The organism is Achromobacter sp. D7-1 (genome assembly GCF_059760445.1).
The window spans coordinates 52,499-72,397 of record NZ_JCBAMT010000015.1 but is presented as its reverse complement, the minus strand read 5'-3'; the positions used below and the strand labels follow the sequence as shown (position 1 = coordinate 72,397).

14 protein-coding genes are annotated in these 19,899 nt (G+C 62.4%); 7 read left to right on the top strand and 7 right to left on the bottom strand.

The features are described from left to right. Positions 1-8 precede the first annotated feature (8 nt). The 5 genes from AC6LKD_RS09375 to fabG are packed head-to-tail and all read right to left on the bottom strand — an operon-like array spanning position 9 to position 5,394. A complete protein-coding gene (locus AC6LKD_RS09375; protein ID WP_013392370.1) occupies positions 9-746 on the bottom strand; it encodes an IclR family transcriptional regulator in 738 nt (245 codons plus the stop codon). Positions 747-795: 49 nt separating this feature from the next. Next, positions 796-1,950 (bottom strand): acyl-CoA dehydrogenase family protein, encoded by a 1,155-nt coding sequence (locus AC6LKD_RS09370; RefSeq protein ID WP_498115993.1) that lies wholly within the window; start codon positions 1,948-1,950, stop codon positions 796-798. Between the two features lie 45 nt (positions 1,951-1,995). Beyond that, positions 1,996-4,125, bottom strand: a complete 2,130-nt coding sequence (locus AC6LKD_RS09365) for an acetate--CoA ligase family protein (protein WP_498115992.1) — start codon at positions 4,123-4,125, stop codon at positions 1,996-1,998. Beyond that, positions 4,122-4,610, bottom strand: coding sequence for a MaoC/PaaZ C-terminal domain-containing protein (locus AC6LKD_RS09360; RefSeq protein WP_498115991.1), 489 nt, complete (start codon positions 4,608-4,610; stop codon positions 4,122-4,124). Before AC6LKD_RS09360 ends, AC6LKD_RS09365 begins: the two co-directional genes overlap by 4 nt. 31 nt (positions 4,611-4,641) lie before the next feature. Continuing rightward, positions 4,642-5,394: a 3-oxoacyl-ACP reductase FabG gene (gene fabG / locus AC6LKD_RS09355; RefSeq protein ID WP_498115990.1), complete on the bottom strand. Its 753-nt coding sequence runs from the start codon at positions 5,392-5,394 to the stop codon at positions 4,642-4,644. A gap of 227 nt (positions 5,395-5,621) precedes the next feature. Between fabG and AC6LKD_RS09350 the strand changes: the two genes are divergently transcribed. From AC6LKD_RS09350 to AC6LKD_RS09320, 7 genes are all read left to right on the top strand, one after another. Further along, complete coding sequence (locus AC6LKD_RS09350) at positions 5,622-6,587, top strand: Bug family tripartite tricarboxylate transporter substrate binding protein (protein WP_013392375.1); 966 nt, start codon at positions 5,622-5,624, stop codon at positions 6,585-6,587. 82 nt (positions 6,588-6,669) lie between these two features. After that, positions 6,670-7,653, top strand: coding sequence for a Bug family tripartite tricarboxylate transporter substrate binding protein (locus AC6LKD_RS09345; RefSeq protein WP_498115989.1), 984 nt, complete (start codon positions 6,670-6,672; stop codon positions 7,651-7,653). A 51-nt stretch (positions 7,654-7,704) separates the two neighbouring features. Then, positions 7,705-8,565 (top strand): MaoC family dehydratase, encoded by an 861-nt coding sequence (locus AC6LKD_RS09340; protein ID WP_498115988.1) that lies wholly within the window; start codon positions 7,705-7,707, stop codon positions 8,563-8,565. 18 nt (positions 8,566-8,583) lie between these two features. Next, positions 8,584-10,113 carry an AMP-binding protein gene (locus AC6LKD_RS09335; RefSeq protein WP_013392378.1) on the top strand — a complete coding sequence of 510 codons (1,530 nt, stop codon included), beginning with the start codon at positions 8,584-8,586 and terminating at the stop codon, positions 10,111-10,113. A gap of 30 nt (positions 10,114-10,143) precedes the next feature. Further along, positions 10,144-11,283 carry an acyl-CoA dehydrogenase family protein gene (locus AC6LKD_RS09330; RefSeq protein WP_013392379.1) on the top strand — a complete coding sequence of 380 codons (1,140 nt, stop codon included), beginning with the start codon at positions 10,144-10,146 and terminating at the stop codon, positions 11,281-11,283. A gap of 37 nt (positions 11,284-11,320) precedes the next feature. Next, complete coding sequence (locus tag AC6LKD_RS09325; RefSeq protein WP_013392380.1) at positions 11,321-12,478, top strand: acetyl-CoA acetyltransferase; 1,158 nt, start codon at positions 11,321-11,323, stop codon at positions 12,476-12,478. Positions 12,479-12,480: 2 nt separating this feature from the next. Further along, positions 12,481-12,891, top strand: coding sequence for a Zn-ribbon domain-containing OB-fold protein (locus AC6LKD_RS09320; protein ID WP_013392381.1), 411 nt, complete (start codon positions 12,481-12,483; stop codon positions 12,889-12,891). 381 nt (positions 12,892-13,272) lie between these two features. Here AC6LKD_RS09320 and AC6LKD_RS09315 read toward each other — a convergent pair whose 3' ends face one another. Both AC6LKD_RS09315 and AC6LKD_RS09310 read right to left on the bottom strand, forming a co-directional pair. After that, entirely contained in the window at positions 13,273-14,763 is a 1,491-nt protein-coding gene (locus AC6LKD_RS09315) for a hypothetical protein (RefSeq protein WP_498115987.1), read from the bottom strand. Next, positions 14,760-19,694, bottom strand: coding sequence for an AAA domain-containing protein (locus AC6LKD_RS09310; protein WP_498115986.1), 4,935 nt, complete (start codon positions 19,692-19,694; stop codon positions 14,760-14,762). Before AC6LKD_RS09310 ends, AC6LKD_RS09315 begins: the two co-directional genes overlap by 4 nt. Positions 19,695-19,899 lie beyond the last annotated feature (205 nt).

The window sequence follows — 19,899 nt, the reverse complement described above, 5'->3', positions numbered from 1 at the left end:
TCGGGTGCTCAGGATTCGAAGAATTCGGCGCGCGCGTCCAGGATGATCTGGATGTACTGCTCCATGTTGGCGTCCATGCGGTGGGTCGGGCCGACGATGGAAAGGGCGGTCAGCTGCCCGCCCACGCGTCCCGCGATGCCGACCGCCGATACGCCTTCATTGCCTTCGTCGCGGCTGTTGAAGTAGTGCTTGGATAGCTGCGATTCGATCTGCGCGCGCAAGGTAGCGGGGTTGGTGATGGTGCTCGCCGTGACGTGTTCGAACGGCAGCGTATCGATGAGCGCATTGCGTTCCGCCGCATCCATCTCGCCCAGCAAGGCCTTGCCCAATGCCGCGGCCTGCAGGTCGAAGGTGGTGCCGGCCTTCACCACGTAGCGCAAGGCGCGCGGGCTCTCCTGGCTGGCGTAGATCTTCACCTTGTTGCCGTCGAGCAAGCCGCACATCGACGATTCGCCGGACTGGCGCGTCAGGATCTCCAGCGCTTCGGAAGCGAAGGACTGCAGCGGGTCGGCCGCCGAGATGCCCTGGGCCACGTCGAGCAGCCTGCCCGTGGGGTGGAAGTAGCGCGATTTCGGCGTGCGCAGCAGGTAGCCCGCCTGACGCAGCGTATAGAGCAGGTCCGAGCAGCTGCTGTCGGCCAGATCGAGAAAGCGCGCCATTTCCGAGTTCGTCAGGGGACGGCGTTCCCGCGCATAGACTTCGAAGACTTGCAGTACACGCTGTGCGGTAGGAAGGATTTGCGGCATAGGATGTCGGAGTTGAGTGGGGAGCCGGCCCGGGCGGTTGCGTAGTCGGTCATTTCAACGCGGAAATGCCCAGTACGCTCTGCGCCATGAGCAGGGCCTGGATCTGGTTGGTGCCTTCGGCAATGCTCAGGTGGCGGGCGTCGCGGTAATGACGCTCGACGGGGAACAGCGTGGTGTAGCCCGCGCCGCCATGCACCTGCATGGACAGTTCGGCCACGCGCAGCACGGCGTCGGTGGCGTGGCGCTTGGCCATCGAACATAGCATCTGGCTGTCGGCGGCGTTGCGGTCCAGCGCGTCGGCGGCGCGCCAGCACAACAGGCGCGAGGTTTCGACCAGCGTCATCATGTCGGCGATCATATGCTGCACCAGCTGGAAGCCGCCGATGGGCCGGCCGAACTGGACCCGGTCGCCGGCGTATTTTACCGCTGCCTCATAGGCCGCCTCGGCAATGCCCAGCGCCGAGAACGCCACCACGCAGCGGCCGATGTTGAGGTATTTCTTGGCCAGCGCGAAGCCCTTGCCCTCGGTGCCGATCAGGTTGGCCGCGGGGATCTCCACGTCTTCGAACAGCAGCTCGCCCAGCGGGCAGCTCAGCATGCCCATCTTGTCGATGGGACTGGACGAGAAGCCCGGCATGGCGCGCTCGAACAGCAGGCAGGACACGCCCCGTTCGCCGCTTTGACGCTGGGTCTGCACGAACACCACGCCCAGTTCGCACACCGTGCCCAGGCTGATGTAGAGCTTGCGGCCATTGACGCGCCAGCCAGTGGCGGTTTCCACTGCGCGCGTTTCGACATTGGCGGCGTCGGAGCCGATGTTCGGTTCGCTGAGCGCGAAGCTGGCGATCGCCTCGCCCGACAGGACGCGCGGCAGGTACTTTTCCTTGAGATAAGGCGAGCCGCCGTCGCTCAGCACCGAGGCGGCCAGATTGCTGGTGCTGACGATGCTGCGCAGCGACGGCCAGACGCGCGCCAGCTCGGCTATCAGCATGCCGTAGGTCGTCATCGGCAAGCCATAGCCGCCGTCCTTTTCCTGCAGCATGCCGCCCAACAGGCCGAAGTCGCGCATGGCGCGGACCATTTCCTGCGGCACCACGCGGGCTTCGGCCTCGTAGCGGTTGACGATGGGCGCGACTTCGGCCGTCAGGTAGCGGCGCAGCGAGTCGCGCAATTCGATCTGGGTAGAATCCAGTGAGAAGTCCATGCGAGTCCTAGGCGGATAGGGTCGATGAGAGAAGTCCAGCGGCGGTCATGGCCGGCGCTGCATCAGGTCGGGCTCCGCGTCGGGGCGCAGACCGATCAGCGCGTCCAACGGCATCGCGCCTTGCCCCTCGGCGCCGACCCAGACCGGGTTTAGCTCCAATTCCTGCAAGGCGTCGCGGTGGCTCCAGGCGAAGTCCGAGACCCGCAGGATCAGGTCTTCCAGCGCGGCGAGATCGGCTGGCGGCTGGCCGCGCACCCCGTCCAGCACTTCGGCGTAGCGGATCTCGCGCAGCAGCGCGCGTGCATCGTCGCGCGACAGCGGCACCATGCGGTGGGCCACGTCGCGGATGGTTTCGACGAAGATGCCGCCCAGGCCGAAGGTCAGCACCAGGCCGAAGGCCGCGTCGCGATGCACGCCGACCAGCACCTCGCGGCCACCCGGCGGCAGCATGCGCTCCACCAGGATGCCGTCGATGATGGCGTCCGGACTATGGCGCGCGACCGACTCATGGATGGCCGCGTAGGCCTCGCGCGCCGCGCTGGGGTTGGCGATGCCCAGCTTGACGCCGCCCGCTTCGGTCTTGTGCGCGATCTGGGCGCTGACCACTTTCATCACCACGGGAAAGCCCAGGCGCTCGGCCTCGCTGGCCGCCTGCTCGGCGCTGGTGACCACCCGCCCTTCAGGAATCGGCAGGCCGGCTTCGCGCAGCAAGGATTTGGCCGCGGCTTCGCTGAGCATGCGGGCCTGGCCGGCCGGGCCTTCCGCGTGGCGGGGCGCAGCAGCCGTCACGCCTTCGGCCCGCTGCCACGGTATGGCTTTGGACAGGGCCGCGATCGCGTCCGACAAGGACAGGAAGGGCAGCAGGCCGGCAGTTTCCAGCAACTGGAAGCCGCCGCCCAGGCGCCGGCTCATCCAGACCGGTACGATCAGGGTTTCGGTTTCGGCCGCCACCGTGGCGATGGCCTGCGCCATGCCGTCCGTGATGTTGCCGTAGTCCATGGGAATGGGGAACAGCACCGTGCCTACCGCCGGGTCGGCGCATATCGCGCGCAGGCAGGCGGCCGAGGCCTCGGGGTTGCGCAGGATGTCGGCAGTGGTGTCGACCGGATTGTCCATGCTGGCGAAATCCGGCAACAGCTTGCGCAGGGCGGCCTTGGTTTCAGGCGCGAACACCGCCATCGGCAGCCCGGCGGCGCCGGCAATGTCGGCGGCCAGCGCGGCGGTGCCGCCCGAGAAGGTATAGATGCACAGGCCCTTGCCGCTCTTGGGGGTGATGCGCGTCAGCAGGCGCGAGGCCGCCAGCAGCTGGTCCAGGTCGTCGACTTCAATCGCGCCGAACTGGCGGAACACGGCGCTGTTGACGGCGGCGGTGCCGGCCACCGATGCCGTATGCGACTGCGCGGCGCGCACGCCGGCTTCGGAACGTCCCACTTTCAGCACCACCACCGGCTTGTGGCGGGCGCGCGCCAGCTCCAGCGCGGCGGTCAAGCGCCTGCCGTTCTTCACGCCTTCCATCAGCAAGGCGATCACGCCGATCTTCGGATCGTTCGCCATGTGGGCGATGAAGTCCGGAATCTCCAGGTCGACCTCGTTGCCTGCGGAAAACCACAGGCCCACACCCTGGCCATAGGACAGGCCCTGCAGCAGGTTGCGCCCCAGTCCGCCGCCCTGGGTCGCCAGGCCGATCGAACCGCTGTTCAGATCGTCCTTGAAAGCGGGCGAGAAGGTCATGCCTAGGCGGTCGCGCACATTGACGAAGCCAGGACAGTTCGGTCCGTAGACGTGCAGGCCGGTGTCCTCGCACAGCTGGGCGATCTCGCGTTCCAGGCGCTGGCCTTCCTCGCCGGCTTCCGAGAAGCCGGAGGTCATGACCACCGCGAACGGAATGCCGCGCGCCGCGCATTGCCGCAGGGAATCCAGCACCAGCGAGGCGTTGATCATGATCAGGGCCACGTCGATATCGGCCTCGGGCAAGGCGCTGATGGACGGCCAGCAGGGCCGGCCGCCGATCTCCTGATAGGCCGGATTGACGGCATACACCTCGCCCGGCACCGACGAATGCAGCACCAGGTTGTCGTACAGGCGGCGTCCCTGGCTGGATTCGCGGGCGGAGGCGCCGACCACGGCGATATTGCGCGGATTGGTGAAACGGGTCAGGTCTGCGAACGGTTTCATGCCGCGTCCTCCATGGACCGCAGCACCATGGCGAAGTCGGCCTGGACCACCACCTCGCCGCGCTGATTGATGGCTTCGCGCCGGAACACCACCTTGTCCTTGCCGGGCCGGTATTGCCCGGCCTTCTCCGTTACCGTGACCCGCACGACGATGGTGTCGCCGATGAAGGTGGGCTTGGGAAAACGGCAGTTGATGTCGATCAGCGCCAGTACGTAGGGTTCCAGCTGGCGGTAGCCGCTGGACTGGGTGGTCAGTCCGGACAGCACGGACAACACCAGCAGGCCGTGGGCGATGCGCTGGCCGAAGGGCGTGGCGCTGGCGTATTCATGGTCGACGTGCAGACGGTTGAAATCGCCCGACAGGCAGGCGAAGTTGACGATGTCGCTCTCGGTGATGGTGCGGCCGGCCGACTCGAAGCTGTGGCCGACTTCCAGCGGCTGCCGGGCTGGACACGAAGAGGGGCTGGCAGGGCTTGCGCTTTGCATGGCTGATCGGATTCCGGAGTGGAGGGACGTCTTACGAAGCGTAGCGGCCGCCGGTCACGTGCAGCAGTTCGCCCGTGATGAAGGAGGACCGCTCGGACGCCAGGAAGGCCACGGCGTTGGCGATGTCCTCGACCGCGCCCAGGCGCGGCACCGGCTGGCGCGCCAGCGCGTTGGCGCGCAGGGTCTCGTAGGTGGACAGGCCGCGCACCAGCGGCGTTTCGATCAGGCCCGGGGCGATGGCGTTGGCGGTGATGTTGAACTTGCCCTGTTCCAGCGCCAGCGCGCGGGTGAAGCCGATCAGGCCGGCCTTGGCGGCCGAGTAGTTGGTCTGGCCGGGATTGCCCCAGTGCGCGCGCGAGGCGATGTTGATCACGCGGCCCCACTTCCTTTCCATCATGGAGGGCAGGGCGGCCTTGGTGCAGTAGTAAGCGCCCTTGAGGATGGTGTCGACCACCGAATCCCAATCTTCCACCGGCATCTTGAGCAGGTACTTGTCGCGGGTGAAGCCGGCGTTGTTGACCAGGATGTCGATGCCGCCGAACTTGTGCGCGGCCAGTTCGGCCATGGTCTGGACCTGGTCGGGATCGCAGACGTCGAGCACGGCGCCGATAGCGTCGTGGCCGGCCTGCTGCAGGCTGCCGACGGCCTGTTCCACCGATTCGGGGTTGATGTCGGTAATGACGATGCGGGCGCCTTCCTGCGCCAGGGCCAGCGCCGACGCATAGCCGATGCCGCGGCCGGAACCCGTGATAACAGCGACTTTACCGGTGAGTTGCAGGTCCATCTTCATTCCCCTTCTGTAGCTGATGGTGCAAGGCGCCCTAGGCCGAAATCCGACATCTCGGGTAATGCGCCAAGCAGGTTTGAGTTTATTCCGAGGTCCCGAACAAATATACACACCATCGGAAATGTTGACAATTGATATCGGCACATCGTTATACTGTTCGGCATGTCGGAATTAGTTGGCCCGGCATTCCCATATCTCTAAAAAAATCGGAAGGAGATCGACTCATGGCAATGTTGAAGGGATTGTTGGCCGCGGTACTGAGCCTGGCTGCCGTAGGCGCAGCCAGCGGGGCCGACGCTTATCCGGACAAGCCGGTGCGGGTGTACGTGGGCTTCGCGCCCGGCGGCGCCACCGACCTGCTCGCCCGTCTTTACGCCAAAAAGCTCGGCGAACGTTTCAACCAGACTTTCATCGTGGAAAACCGCCCGGGCGCCGGCGGCAATATCGCGATTCAGGCGCTGACGCAAGCTCCAGCGGATGGCTACACCATCGCGATGGCGGCCAACTACGTGGCGGCCAACGCCGCCATGAAACGCAATCCCTACGACTGGGAGCGCGACCTGATGCCCATAGGCATGGTGGCGTCCACGCCGAACATTCTGGTGGTGCCGCCCGGCTCCAACATCCAGGGCGTCGACGACCTGATCCGCAAGGCCAAGGCGGGCGGCAACAAGCTGACATTCGCCTCCGCCGGCATGGGCTCGTCCATCCATCTGGCGGGTGAACTGTTCAAGGTCATGGCAGGGGTCGACATGACCCACGTGCCCTACAAGGGCGTGTCGCCGGCGGAGGTGGACCTGATGTCGGGCACGGTCGACATGATGTTCGGCAGCGTCTCCACCGCGATTCCGCTGGTGCAGTCCAAGAAGCTGAAGGCGCTGGCCGTGACCGGGCGCGAACGCATGAAGGCGATGCCGGACCTGCCCACCATCGAGGAGGCCGGACTCAAGGGCTACGACGTGGAAGCGGTGTACTTCATGGCCGCGCCCGGCAAGGTGCCGGCGCCGGTGCTGAAGACCCTGGCCGAAGCCGTGGCCGACATCAACAAGCAGCCCGATGTGCAGGAGTTCATGGACCGGATCTACGCCCGGCCCCTGACCGGCGGCCCCGAAGAGGCCCGCGCCTTCCTGAAGTCCGAAGTGAAGAAGTGGCAGGGCGTGGTCGACGCCACCGGCATGAAGGTGGATTGACGAGCGGTAACGGGTCCGCCCGGCGGATTCGCAACAGCGGGCGCCACAAGCCCGCGGCATATAGAACTATCAGGAGACATACATGAACACACGCAGGCGAAACACGCTGGCAGTGCTGGCCAGCCTGATGACAGCGATGGCCTTGCCGCAGATGTCGTGCGCGGCCGATGGCTACCCGAACAAACCTCTGCGTCTGATCGCGCCCAGTTCGCCGGGCGGGATCCTGGACATCACCAGCCGCATAGTCGGCAAGAAACTGTCCGAACGGTTGGGGCAGCCGGTGGTAGTGGAAAACATGGCGGGCGCAGCCGGCATCCTGGGCATGCAAGGCCTGCTGCGCGCCGAGCCCGACGGCTACACGATGGTCATGGGCAGCAGCGGGCCCAACGCGGTCAATTACACGCTGTACAGCAAATTGCCTTACGCGATGTCCGACTTCGCTCCGGTGATCCGCATCATCACCATGCCGAATGCGCTGGTGGTCAATGCCAATGCGCCGGTCAAGACGCTGGCGGAGTTCCGCGACTATGCCCGCAAGAAGCAGGGCAACCTGTCCATGGCCGTTTCCATGATCGGCACGTCGGGCCACCTGGGCGGCGAACTGCTGAAGAACCGCCTGGATTTCACCGCGGTGACCGTGCCCTACAAGGGCGCGGCGCCGGCGACCAACGACCTGGTCGCGGGGCAGGTCGACTTCACGGTCGAGAACGTCATCACCGTGGCGCCGCTGGTCAAGGCCGGCAGGCTGCGGGCGCTGGCCGTCACCACCCGCGAGCGCAGCCAGATCCTGCCCGACGTGCCGACGCTGGCCGAGCAAGGCTATCCCGACGTCGACGTCGGCGCCTGGCTGGGCGTGCTGGTCGCGGCGCGCACGCCGCCGGCCGTGGTGGCGCGCCTGAACACGGAGCTCAACGCGGTCCTGGCGGACGAGGAAGTGAAGAAGCAGCTGGCGCAGCAGGGCGGCATTCCGCTGGGCGGCACGTCGGCCGAATTCGACAGCTTCATCCGGTCGGAAAAGGACCGCTGGGAAAAAATCATCAAGGCCGCCGGCATCAAGGCGGAATGACCAACATGCCGGCGGCACGGCGCCGCCGGCATGCTCAGAGAGGCATGATTCATGGCAATCGATTATCAAAACCTGCGCAACTGGAAGTTCGAGGACCGCGTCGACCGCTACAACGCGCGCGACTGCATGATCTATGCGCTGGGACTGGGTTACGGCAGCGATCCGGCCGATCAAGCCGAGCTGCGCTACGTGCATGAAGAAGGGACGGCCGTGGTGCCGACCTTCCTGGCCACCATCGGCGCGCCCAACGGCTGGGCGGCGGATCCGGCCACCGGCATAGACTGGCTCAAGATCCTGCACGGCGAGCACCGCATGACCTTCCATGCTCCGCTGGCCGCGGCCGGCTGCGTGCGCAGCCAGACCCGCGTCACGCGGGTGGTGGACAAGGGCGCCAGCAAGGGCGCGCTGGTGGTGACCGTGCGCGACATTTCCGACGCCGATAGCGGGGCGCCGCTGGCCACGGTGGAACATGTGTCGTTCTGCCGCGCCGATGGCGGCTTCGGCCAGGGCGACGAAGCGCCCGAAGCCCTGCCGGCCACGCCGCAACGCGAACCCGACCAAGTCGTGCTGCTGTCCACGCTGCCGCAGCAGGCCTTGCTCTACCGCCTGAACGGCGATCTCAATCCGGTGCATGCGCTGCCTCATATGGCGCAAGCGGCCGGCTTTGACCGGCCTATCCTGCATGGCCTTTGCACCTACGGCATGGCGGCGCGTGCCCTGCTGCAGGCTTGCGCGTCCTCGACGCCACAACGCCTGGGCGCCATCGCCGCGCGCTTTTCGGCGCCGTTCTTCCCGGGCGAGACGCTGCGCGTGGAGATCTGGCGCGACGGCGACAACCTGCAATTCCGCGCACTGGCCCATGAGCGCGGCACCGTGGTGCTGAGCAACGGCGTCGCCAGCCTGGCGCATTGAGCAAACTGGAGAGTCCTCATGTCCGCACTTGAAGACCATGCCCGGCAGATGCCCGACCGCATCGCCTATCGCATGATTCCGTCGGGAACCACGGTGACCTGGCGCGAACTGGAGCAGCGCAGCCGCAAATGCGCGGCGGCCCTGCTGGACGCCGGCCTGCAGGCCGGCGATGTGATCGCGGTGTTCCTGGAAAACCATCCGCGCTTCTTCGAACTGCTGTGGGCCGCGCACCGTATCGGCCTGTACTACACCACCATCAGCCGCCATCTCAAACGCGACGAGGCGCGCTACATCATCGACAACTGCGATGCGCGCGTGCTGTTCTACTCCGGCCACACACAGGCCGAAACGGATGCGGACAGCCTGGATGCGCGCGGCGTGCTGCGCGTCTGCATGGACGGCGCGGACGCCAGCGCGATCCAGTACGAGGCTTGGGTCGGGCGTTATGCCGATGACGTGGCCCTGCCAGAAACCCCGGAAGGCACGGACTTCCTGTATTCGTCCGGCACCACCGGCCTGCCCAAGGGCATCAAGCGCCCGCTGTCCGTGGCCAACCGCTACTTCCGCGTCGGCGACGCGCCCAGCAGCGCCTGGAAGGCCTTCGACCGCGACACGGTCTATCTGTCCACCGCGCCGTTCTATCACGCGGCCCCGGTGCGCTGGAACATGGCGGCGCTGCGCGCAGGCGGCAGCTGCGTCATGATGGAAAAATTCGACGCGGCCGCGGCGCTTGAGGCGATTGCCACCTACGGCGTCACGCATTCGCAATGGGTGCCGACCATGTTCATCCGCCTGCTGCGCCTGCCGCAGGAAGCGCGTGCGCGCCACGACCTGTCCACGCTGCGCTACGCGGTGCATGCGGCCGCGCCGTGCCCGGCCGACGTCAAGGAAGCCATGATCGCGTGGTGGGGGCCGATCCTGTACGAGTACTACAGCGGCACCGAACTGGTGGGGCGCACCTCGCTGGGCTCCCATGAGTGGCTGGCGCACCGCGGCTCGGTCGGCCGGCCGGAGTTCGGCCAGGCGCACATCATGAGCGAGGATGGGTTGAACGAATTGCCCTTGGGCCAGCCCGGCGTCATCTATTTTTCGGGCGGCGGTTCCTTCGAATACCACAAGGATCCGGACAAGACGCGCGGCGCCTACAACGCGCGCGGCTGGGCCACCTATGGCGATATCGGCTACCTGGACCAGGACGGCTATCTGTACCTGACCGATCGCCTTTCCAACATGATCGTGTCGGGCGGGGTCAACATCTATCCCCAGGAAGCGGAGAACTTGCTGAGCACGCATCCGGCGGTGGCCGACGTGGCGGTGGTGGGCGTGCCGAACGCGGAGTTCGGCGAGGAGGTCAAGGCGGTCGTGCAATTGCGCGATCCCGCCGCTGCCAGCTCCGACCTGGCGCAGCAGCTGATCGCCTATTGCCGCGACCGGATCTCGCCCATCAAGTGCCCCAAGAGCGTGGACTTTTCCAGCGATATGCCGCGCACCGAGACCGGCAAGCTGCTCAAGCGCCTGGTCAAGCAGCGCTACTGGCCGCAAGCCTAGGCGGCCCACCATGACAGATCAGGAGATGGCATGAACCAGCGGCGCAAGCTTTTCTCGGCGGAGCACGAACTGTTCCGCGACACCGTGGCGCGCTTCATCGCGGATGAGATCACGCCCCACCACTACCAATGGGAACAGGAAGGCCTGGTGCCGCGCGACTTGTGGCGCAAGGCCGGCGCGGCCGGCATCCTGCTGCCCAGCACACCCGAGGAATACGGCGGGGGCGGCGGCGATTTCCTGCACACCATCATCGTGGTGGAGGAGATCGCCCGCGCGCTGGCCACCGGCGTCACCGGCTTCACCACCCATTCCGACATCGTCGCGCCCTATCTGCTGAACTTCGGCAGCGAGCGCCAGAAGCTGCGCGACCTGCCCGGCATGGCACAGGGCGACATCGTGGCGTCCATCGCGATGACCGAGCCGGGCGCGGGCAGCGACGTCAAGGCCATCCGCACCGCGGCGGCCAAGGCGCAGGGCGGCTACGTCATCAACGGCCAGAAGACCTTCATCACCAACGGCTTCCATGCCGACCGCGTGCTGGTGGTGGCCAAGACTGATCCCGCCGCGGGCGCGCGCGGCATCAGCCTGTTCTGGGTCGACGCCGCGACGCCGGGATTCACGCGCGGCCGTCTCCTGGACAAGGTCGGGCAAAAGGCACAGGACACGGCCGAACTCTTTTTCCAGGACATGTTCGTGCCGGACGAGGACATGCTGGGCGAACCGGGGCAGGGCTTCGGCTACCTGATGAAGGAACTGGTGCGCGAGCGCCTGATGATCGCGGTGCGCTGCGCCATGGCGCTGGAGAGCGCGCTGCAATGGACGGTGGACTACACCAAGGACAGGCGCGCCTTCGACAAAGCCTTGATCGACAACCAGCACATCCGTTTCAAGCTGGCCGACATCAAGACCCTGGCCGCCGCCACCCGTGCCTTCGTCGACGGCTGCGTGCAACAGTACCTGGACGGCGAACTCGACGCCGGCGGCGCGGCCATGGCCAAGCTGTGGGCTTCCGAGGCCACCAGCGCCATCGACGACCTGCTGCAGTTCCACGGCGGCTACGGCTACATGCGCGAATACCCCATCGCCCGCGCCTACACCGATGTGCGGCCCAACCGGATTTACGGCGGCGCCTCGGAGGTCATGCGCGAGCTGATCGCCCGCACGCTTTGAACCTTCTTCTTCGACTTCGACAGGAACAGATCCCTACATGAGCAAGCATCTATCGAAATCGGTCGCCATCGTCGGCGCCGCCGAATCCGACCTGGGGAAAGTGCCCGGGATGACCTCGCTGGACCTGCAGGCGCAGGCAGCGGCCCGCGCCTTGCGCGATGCCGGGCTGACGCTCAAGGACGTCGACGGCGTGTTCGCGCACGTGGACGACAAGTTCGCCGGACTGCATCTGGCGGAATACCTGGGCATACGGCCGCGCTATGTGGATTCGACCAGCGTGGGCGGCATGTCCAGCGTCATGCACATCCGCCACGCCATGGCCGCCATCGAGGCCGGCATGTGCGAGGTGGCGCTGGTGGCCTACGGCAGCACCCAGCTGTCGGACGGCACGCGCAAGGTGGGCGGCACGCCCGAGGACATGCGCCTGCCGCGCGGACAGTTCATCACGCCGTATGGGCAGCTGAGCCCCATCGGCTATTACGCGATGGTGGCGCAACTGCACATGCAGCGCTACGGCACCACTCACAAGGACCTGGCCGAAGTGGCGGTGGCGGCGCGCAAGTGGGCGCAACTCAACCCCAAGGCCTACCGTCGCGAGGACACCTCGATCGAGGAAGTCATGGCTTCCAAAATGATTGCCGATCCCTTGCGCCAGCGCGATTGCTGCCTGGTAACCGACGCCGGCGGCGCCGTTATCATCACCTCCGCCGCCCGTGCCCGCGAGCTCAAGCGGCCGCCGGTCTACGTGATGGGCATCGCCGAGTCCTTCTCGCACCATTACACGCCCTTCAATACGGCGGACTGGCTGGACACCAATGTGGCGCAGACGGCGGATGCCGCGCTCGCCATGGCCGGCGTCACGCGCGCCGATATCGACGTGGTGCAGATCTACGATCACTTCACCATCGGCGTGATCCAGTCCCTGGAAGAGCTGGGTTTCTGCAAGCGCGGGGAGGGCGGGGCCTTCGTGGCGGACGGACGCCTGGCGCCGGGGGGCGATTTCCCCATCAATACCTCGGGCGGCGGCCTGTCCTATAACCACCCCGGCCAGTTCGGCATGCTGCTGCTGCTCGAGGCCGTGCATCAACTGCGCAAGGAATGCGGGGAACGCCAATTGCCTAAGGCCGAACTGGCCCTGGTGCATGCGCCCGGCCTGGTTTTTTCCTGCAACACCACCCTGATCCTCGGAGTCTGACCATGGACCAAGTTCAACGCCCGCTGCCGCAACCGACCCGGATCACCCAGCCCTACTGGGATGCGGCGAAGGAAAACCGCCTGGTCGTCCAGCAATGCGGCTGCTGCAAGACGCGCCAATTCTATCCGCGCGAATTCTGCACGGCCTGCCTGTCCGACAGCATCGAGTGGATCGAGTCCGCTGGCCAGGGAACCGTCTACACCTACACCATCAACCGGCGCCCGAGCAACGCGGCCCTGAGCGAAAAAGTGCCTTATGTCGTCGCCATGATCGACCTGGACGAAGGCGTGCGCATGATGGCCAACATTATCGACAGTCCGCCCGAGGCGGTCAGGATAGGCAGCCGGGTGCGGGTGTGTTTCGAGCGGGTGTCGGATGAGATCACCTTGCCGCAGTTCAGGCTGGAAGCCTGATTGCGCGGCGCGGGAACCGGGTGATTTGCCTTCCGCACAAAGAAAAAACCGGTCCGACTGGAAAGTCGGACCGGTGTGGCGTTAGGGAAAAATTGGCGTCAGATGAACCATAAGTTGTCATCGTTGTCTGGCAGAGCAGGCCTCGACGCCAGGGGCCATGAAAGCATATCCCGGCGCTTCGCGAAAATCTAAGCCATAATCTGTCGTTTTTTCTAAGTTGATGAAAATAAAAGGAAATATCCTCTGTTTTCTTGGGCGTTTCTGATTTCTTTACGAAGTGCCAGCTTATGGCCTCAGGCACGACAGGGTCAGTCGATGTGCCTGCAGCAAGTCGCCGGCGCCACCACCATCAGTCTTAACTGAAGCCTCATCACCAATGCTTCATGAAGTAGACGATAACTGGATGTCAGAGTACGCCAAAGAAGTGCAGGCTTCGAACAGTGATTGCATTTTTTTAGGGGTTCCATCACGACTCGGCGCCCAACGTCCGCCGTAGTATTTTCCATCTCCAGCATCAACCATAAGTTGATGGACCATACGTAGATGTTTTGGCTGTGTCGATAAGAACCCGAATGGGAGGCGGGCGCCTGGGGTCGAGGGCGATGTCGCGTGAAACATGACTACTGCGAAGCGCCCAGGGTACAGAATGAGCTCCAGGCAGTCTTGCCAGGATTTTGAGGATGGAGGCTGGTGCCTAAGTAGGTGGAGTTCAACCAGACCCGTGCCGGCAAACTTGCTCCTTACAGAGTGCTCCTGACGCTCGTCGGCCCTGTCGAATATGAAAAGGTCGTCACCCTTGCCCGTGTTCCGAATCGCCTTTCGGAACGATTCTACCGACTGCTTAAAGTCCTCGCCGCGTCCCCACAGGGCGTAATTTGGCGCAAGCCAACTGAGGGAGCTAAGAAATACTGGCTTTCCCCGGCGGCTGACTCGAGCCTCATGAATCTGGTCGAGCACCACATTACGGTTTCTTTGGAGGTATAAGCCACCAAACATGGGTTGAATTCCTGCAGGCGAATCTAATCCGCGTTCTATGTCGACCGCCAATTTGTGTGCATTTAGCTCCGCTGCCGGCGCATACGGTCGGAGGAAGTCCAGCCCGAACATGTCCAGAAAATTCTGCAACCCGTCTTCACCATTGTGAGTACCGGCCTCCAGCGTGGCCGCCACTCCTTCTCGAAACTCTGACAACAGGTCCAAGCTCGCCCCAGCTTCAAATTCGTGTGGCAGCTTAACTGTCACCGTGTTCTTCGCATCGACTTCTAGGCTCACAGTCAGAGGAATAAACCCGGGCTTGCGCGCGTCGATGCTCTCAATTGAGTGGACGCCGTAGGAGCGCTCACGCTCCTCGCCGCGAGCGCGAGCAGTAGCCCGTTCGATGCGCACAAAGCTCTCGCGATACGCTCGACGCGCCTGCTCTATACTGTTCCCGACCATTGCGGGTGGTGGATTTAGTTTCACCCAGTTGGCCGTCGCGAACGCGAAGTCTACCCGCCCAAGCACCGAGAAGGACAAGAGGTCAAAAAATACCACGTCGGTGCGACGCTTCAGCTTGCTCACCCATGGGTAATTGTCGGGCGATGCTTCGAAACGCTGTCGCATATCCTCGCTGAGTGTTAGTTCATCTTCTGTCAGTGTCACGTAACCTTGACGGTCCAACGTCTCGACGACTGCTAGAGCCTCTGCTTCGGAGAATCCGAAATACTGACGAAACGCCGAGAGCGACACTTGTCCGCATGTGTGTAGAAGTCGCAGTACAAACTCCGTTACCGCTGGCAGTCGCTCTTCTGTAGAGATGAAGGCGGTGACCTTAAACGGCTGCACGGGCAGAGCAAAGGTGATTCTGTTGAAGAGGGCTTGGTCGATGCTCATGCCCTGAACTCCTGTGCCTTGGCGATGGCGGCTCGGTCTGCGCCACGCAATGATTCAATCTTCTTTAGCACTTGACCCAGCGGGGTGTTCTCATTCTTGCCTTTCCACATGGGAGTGGCTCCTACGACCACGAGGCGTTCCATCGCTCGTGACATCGCAACGTTAATGCGGTTCGGGCTTCGCAGGAAGCCGGGGTTCTGTTGGGGGTTATTGCGAACGGTCGAGAGAATCACGATACGATTCTCTTTGCCCTGGTAGCTGTCAACCGTGTCTATCTTGACCAATCGGCGCAGGTCCGCTGGAATCCAGCGAGATTCGCTCTTTAGACGATTCAAGACCGCGCGCTGCTTTGAATACATGCAGATGATGCCCACGATAGGGTCGCCAGGCTGCAACCCTTCTTTCAGGGCTCGAACGAGTGCGGCATTCTGCAGCAACGCTCGCAGGACATCCATCACGACGCGGGCCTCGACGTCGTTCCAGCAATCGACCTTATCGGGTGAGGTGCTTTCTGAGGCACTGCGTCCAAGAGATGCGGTGTCGACCCAGCACACCTCATGCCTCAACGGTGCGGGAAGTAAGCTCGTATCTAGCCACGAAGCGCCGCGACCTGTTGCCAATTGTCCGCCGTAGAATACCTCCGACACCAGTTCCCCGATGGTAGGCGCCATCCTGTACTGCTCCTTTAACGTGGCGCCAACAGTGAGGCCATAAGGAGAATCAAAGACGCGCTCAAAGTCGCTAGCAAAGGCGCGGGATTCGGTGGCGTAGCCCAGCTTCTTGGATACGGTGTTGCGCACATCTTGTTCGAACGTTGGAGGCAATTGTTTGTGGTCGCCTACCAGCAAAATTCGTCGTCCTGTTTGCATTGCTACAGCCAGCTCACTCGGAGCGGCGCGTCCAGCCTCATCGATAACTACCCAGTCATACATGTTCTGTATGACGCCAGCTGCACGGCGACCGATGCCGACCAGCGTCCCAGCAACAATAGTTCGTGATTTTGCCAAGAACTCAACAAAGTTCGCTGCAGGTTCGCCAAGAGTTTTGAGCCAGTCATCAGACATCATCAGCAGGCGACGAAGGCGCTCTACCGCTTGTGGCGATTGAATCTCGTGCAAGTCAGCCAACTGTGCGTAGAGGTCATCCAGCACTTCGCCGAGTTGTTTTTCACCGATGTCGTACTGATAGTCGCGACTGCAGATGTCGAATAGCGCCTCCATCAGTTGCCGTCCCCGGTGCACCGCTGGGTCTTCACTGGGCGGCTCCTGGTCATGGCCGTTGCCCGTTCCGGACGGGGGCTCTGGTTTGTCCACTGCCAATGCCGATATTTGGTTAATCAGCCGCCCCACGCTCACGTGTAATTGCACCGCAGCGGAAGCGAAGGTCGCTGGGAGTCCCATCTCAGTGCCCAGGCGAACAACGCGCTCCTTGTACTCTGCCTTGAAGCTCTCGCGATAGGACTGTTCGATGGACGAGGAATGGAGGTGACGGATAGTGTCAGACACAACAGACTCGTGGCCCAGCCGCACGGCATCGAACACTTCCCCTTTGCCTTCAAATAACTCCAGAGCTTTTTCCAGCGCGTTATTTACGGCCTCGTGTGCCTGGCTTACCACTAGTATTCGGCGCGCCCCCTCTTTGGTCACGAGATAGTGCAACAGGGACGCGATGAACCAGGTTTTGCCAGTGCCTGGCGGCCCTTGAAGTAAGCTCAGGGGGCCGTACTGTAGTGCCTTGCGGAAGGCCTCTTTCTGGCTCTCGTTCAAGCTCTTGTTGCCTTGCGTGTATGCATCCAATGCTTCTTCGGAGGGGCGATGGAACTCCATCGGAAATGGCTGTGTGTCGCCGGGCTGGAAGAAATCCAGCAAGTCCGGCACGACGGAGCGTCCCTCGATGATGCGGTCGACCGCCGCGGCTCTGCGCGTCAACGACGCGCTTTCCATATTGGTGCGCAGTCTCAGCTTCTCTCCGACTTTGGCTGGTTTGCCGTTCCAGCGCTCTATAGCAAGTTCGGCGTTGGCACCGAGAGATGTGTCTCTCAGCTCCAGGTCTCCGCAACGACGCCATTGGCCTTCGCCATTTAGCCTTTCAACCCAAGTCCGGTCATCGATGTCGGGGTCAAATCCCGCGCCATCGAGAGCGCAAGGCAGCAGTATTTGGTGTCCGCGTTGAGGATTGCGCCGTGCTTCGCTCGTAACGGTTGCGACAGGCAGAGATTCTTCCTCTGCTGAGAGTAAAGCCTGCCAAAGTTCCTTGACGTCAATGTCGAGCTTCGGACCTTTGGCCAGAGCAAGCTGTTCTTCATTGTCGTCGGCCTGAGAAGATGCAATATTTTCGGTGGTTGTATCACTATCGAGCGATTCTTCCGCTTCTTGTGCCGCTTCGTCGCTAAACTGCTCATCCCACAGTTCCAATGATGGCTCTAGGTCAGCGGCGTCGTTTCTGACTCCCTCGGATATGACGAGCCTTGCACGGATTCGCCCGAGACATTTTTCCTGTGCCCAGATGAGCTGAGTCAAATCTATCGGTTTGACGGTTACCCACGACGAGCGGCGCTTTGCGGTCTCCCACTCCACTGTCATCTTGGCGGTTGCGCCTGTCAGATGAATCAAGCGGGAGCCGTGGTTCTTCCGAGAGTTTTCTATCGAAAGATAAAAGTATCCGTTGTCCCCAAGCAATTCTCCCGGAGGCACTCCGGTATTCCGTAATCCTCGAATGGTGACACGATAGGGTTCTACGTCAGGAAGCTCTGTTGATTGCCCCTTGCCGTCCAAAGCACTCTGCAGCGGCTCAAGCGCCGAGACTTGACGTTGTGTGAGTAGTTGCTGAATCTCCTCCTGTACCCGCTCGAGTCCCAACAAACTACCTTGCTCTTGTCCTTGTATCAGCAGTTCGTTCAGCACTGCTGCCAGGGAGTATCGGTCCCTACCCAGGGGAGAAAGCGTCTTATAGTCTGGGGGCAGGTATGCGGTGGAGTAGACGTCGCCAGAGGTCCTTCTGAAATCCAACATATCGACGTAGACAGGTTGGCCATCAGGCGTGATGATGATGTTGTCGGGCTTTATGTCCCCGTGTGGCCATTCGAACTCATGCATCTGAGCCAGGGTGCTAGTCAGCTCGCGCGCGATTCTCAGTCTAGCTTCCCGTTCCTGAGGTTGAGTCAACCATTCCGTCAGCGTCTCTCCTTCCACCCAGTGTTGCACCACCAGCAGACTGCGTCTGCTCAATCCGCTATCAAGAACTGTAGCAACGCCCGGCAGCGCTGCGGCCCGCAGGTTGCGAGCCCGTTCTAAGAATGATAGTAGGCGAATGGCTTGGTCTGGGTGTTTGAGGTCGGGTTCGACGCCATGCCATTCTTTGACCAGAACCGGTTCACCTTCGAATGTGCTGCGAAAGGCAAGTAAGTCATCGTCGTCAATGAGCGGCTCTCCTTCCTCAGGATAGTCGCGCACTCGACTTTTGGCGCGATAGACGTCGAACGCAGCAAGGTCGATGACCTGTTCGTTGTCGCCTTTGGAGGCCTCGTTCAGGGCTTCTAGCATTTCGCGCGCTGTTTCGAAGCGGTCCTTCGGTTCGCGGGAAAGCGCCTTTTTCAGTACTGTGTCTAGCGCTCCGTCGAACGCATCCGATGCCCGCGATTCCCACACATAGTGTCCGTCTATGCGGGCAGGGCGTTCGCCATGCAATATCAAATGTGCCAGTACGCCGAGCATATAGATGTCGCGTCTGAAGGGAGTCGCCGCTTCTAACTGATTGGCATCCTCCGGCAGATTAGAGCGCTCCACTTGCACGCGTTCTCGGAACGCGCCCATGGTAGTCATAGTGGGATAATAAGCCGCAGGGAAGCCGGAGATAACCACCTTGGCCGGGCGTTCGACCCACAGGCAATGAGCACCAATATCGCGATGAGCGACGTTTAGGTCATGCAAATCAGCGAACCGCTGCAGCATCGCTTTGACCAGAACGATACGTTCCGGCGAGGTGAGTTTGGGTAAGCCGGAGTTAACAAATTCGCTGAGCCGCGTCACCTTGGGTGGCAGTGCATAGAGTTCAGCAAAGTCACGTGTGACGTCGGCCTCTGCCATTCGAGCTATAGGCCGTAGCAGGCTACGTGAAAGTTCTTCGTTCCGGGGTTCTACGTGCTCGAAGACGCGCTGCTCACGGAGGCCGATGAATCCACGCTCACCCTCACCTATGAGCTCGCTGCCCAACGCACCAAAATCCCATTGACGAAGCAAGGCAAGCTTGTCCGGGTCCTGCGTCTCTTTAGCTCGGAATTCTGCATAGAGCTTCTTCGGATGTTCCCAAAGCGCTTGCGCTTCAGGGCGATAGCCATGGATATTGAAGCCAGCCGGCCGACCCTTCTGTCCTTCAAAGAACAGGTCGTATGCAGTCAAGAAGCCGAGAGGATTGATGCGCGATGGCTGACTTATGCATTGTCGATACTTTGCCTCTTGCGACCAAGCCAATAATGCTTCCAATGAGAGAGTCGACTTGGCTTCTCCCGGTTCCTCTGAGAAGTCGAGCTCTTTGATGCTCCCGGTTAGTACTACAAAAGACAACACCCAAGGTCTTTTGGCTGCTCCAACGCGGGTCTCCAACGTCGTACCGAGGCGCTTCGCTTTCAGGTTGACCAGTGGAACAGGAGAGCGGCCGCGGGGTTGGCCGTCAACATACCAATTTCCTCCTCGCGCCTTGAGTTTGTTGCCGCGCCAGTTCTTCAACTCTAGAACGATGATATGCGTATTCGTGACGAGTACGAGGTCAAAGTCGTCGTCTCCTGCACCGGGACCACCACGCGGTAGTTTGAAGGAAGCATAGCCACGCCACTCTTTAGTGAACTTCGAGGCGTCGAATACCTTCTGAATGCGCTGAAGAGCGTCAATTTCCGACGCTGGCACCCCGGCCTTCTCAATGAGGCGAATTTCCACTGAGTTGCTCTCCTTTGCGCCGGTCAAACGACTTCGGGCGCGATGCTTGTCTGTCTGCCAGCGTCAAGCGGAGGTCAACCACGTGGGCCAGACGGCATATCTCGCGGTCAGATGCCGTTGCGTTGCGCCGCATTGCAACGCGGCTCAACTCGAATCCTGACAATTTCAGATATTCGATTGGCTCTTACATTTATCTCAGCAGGAC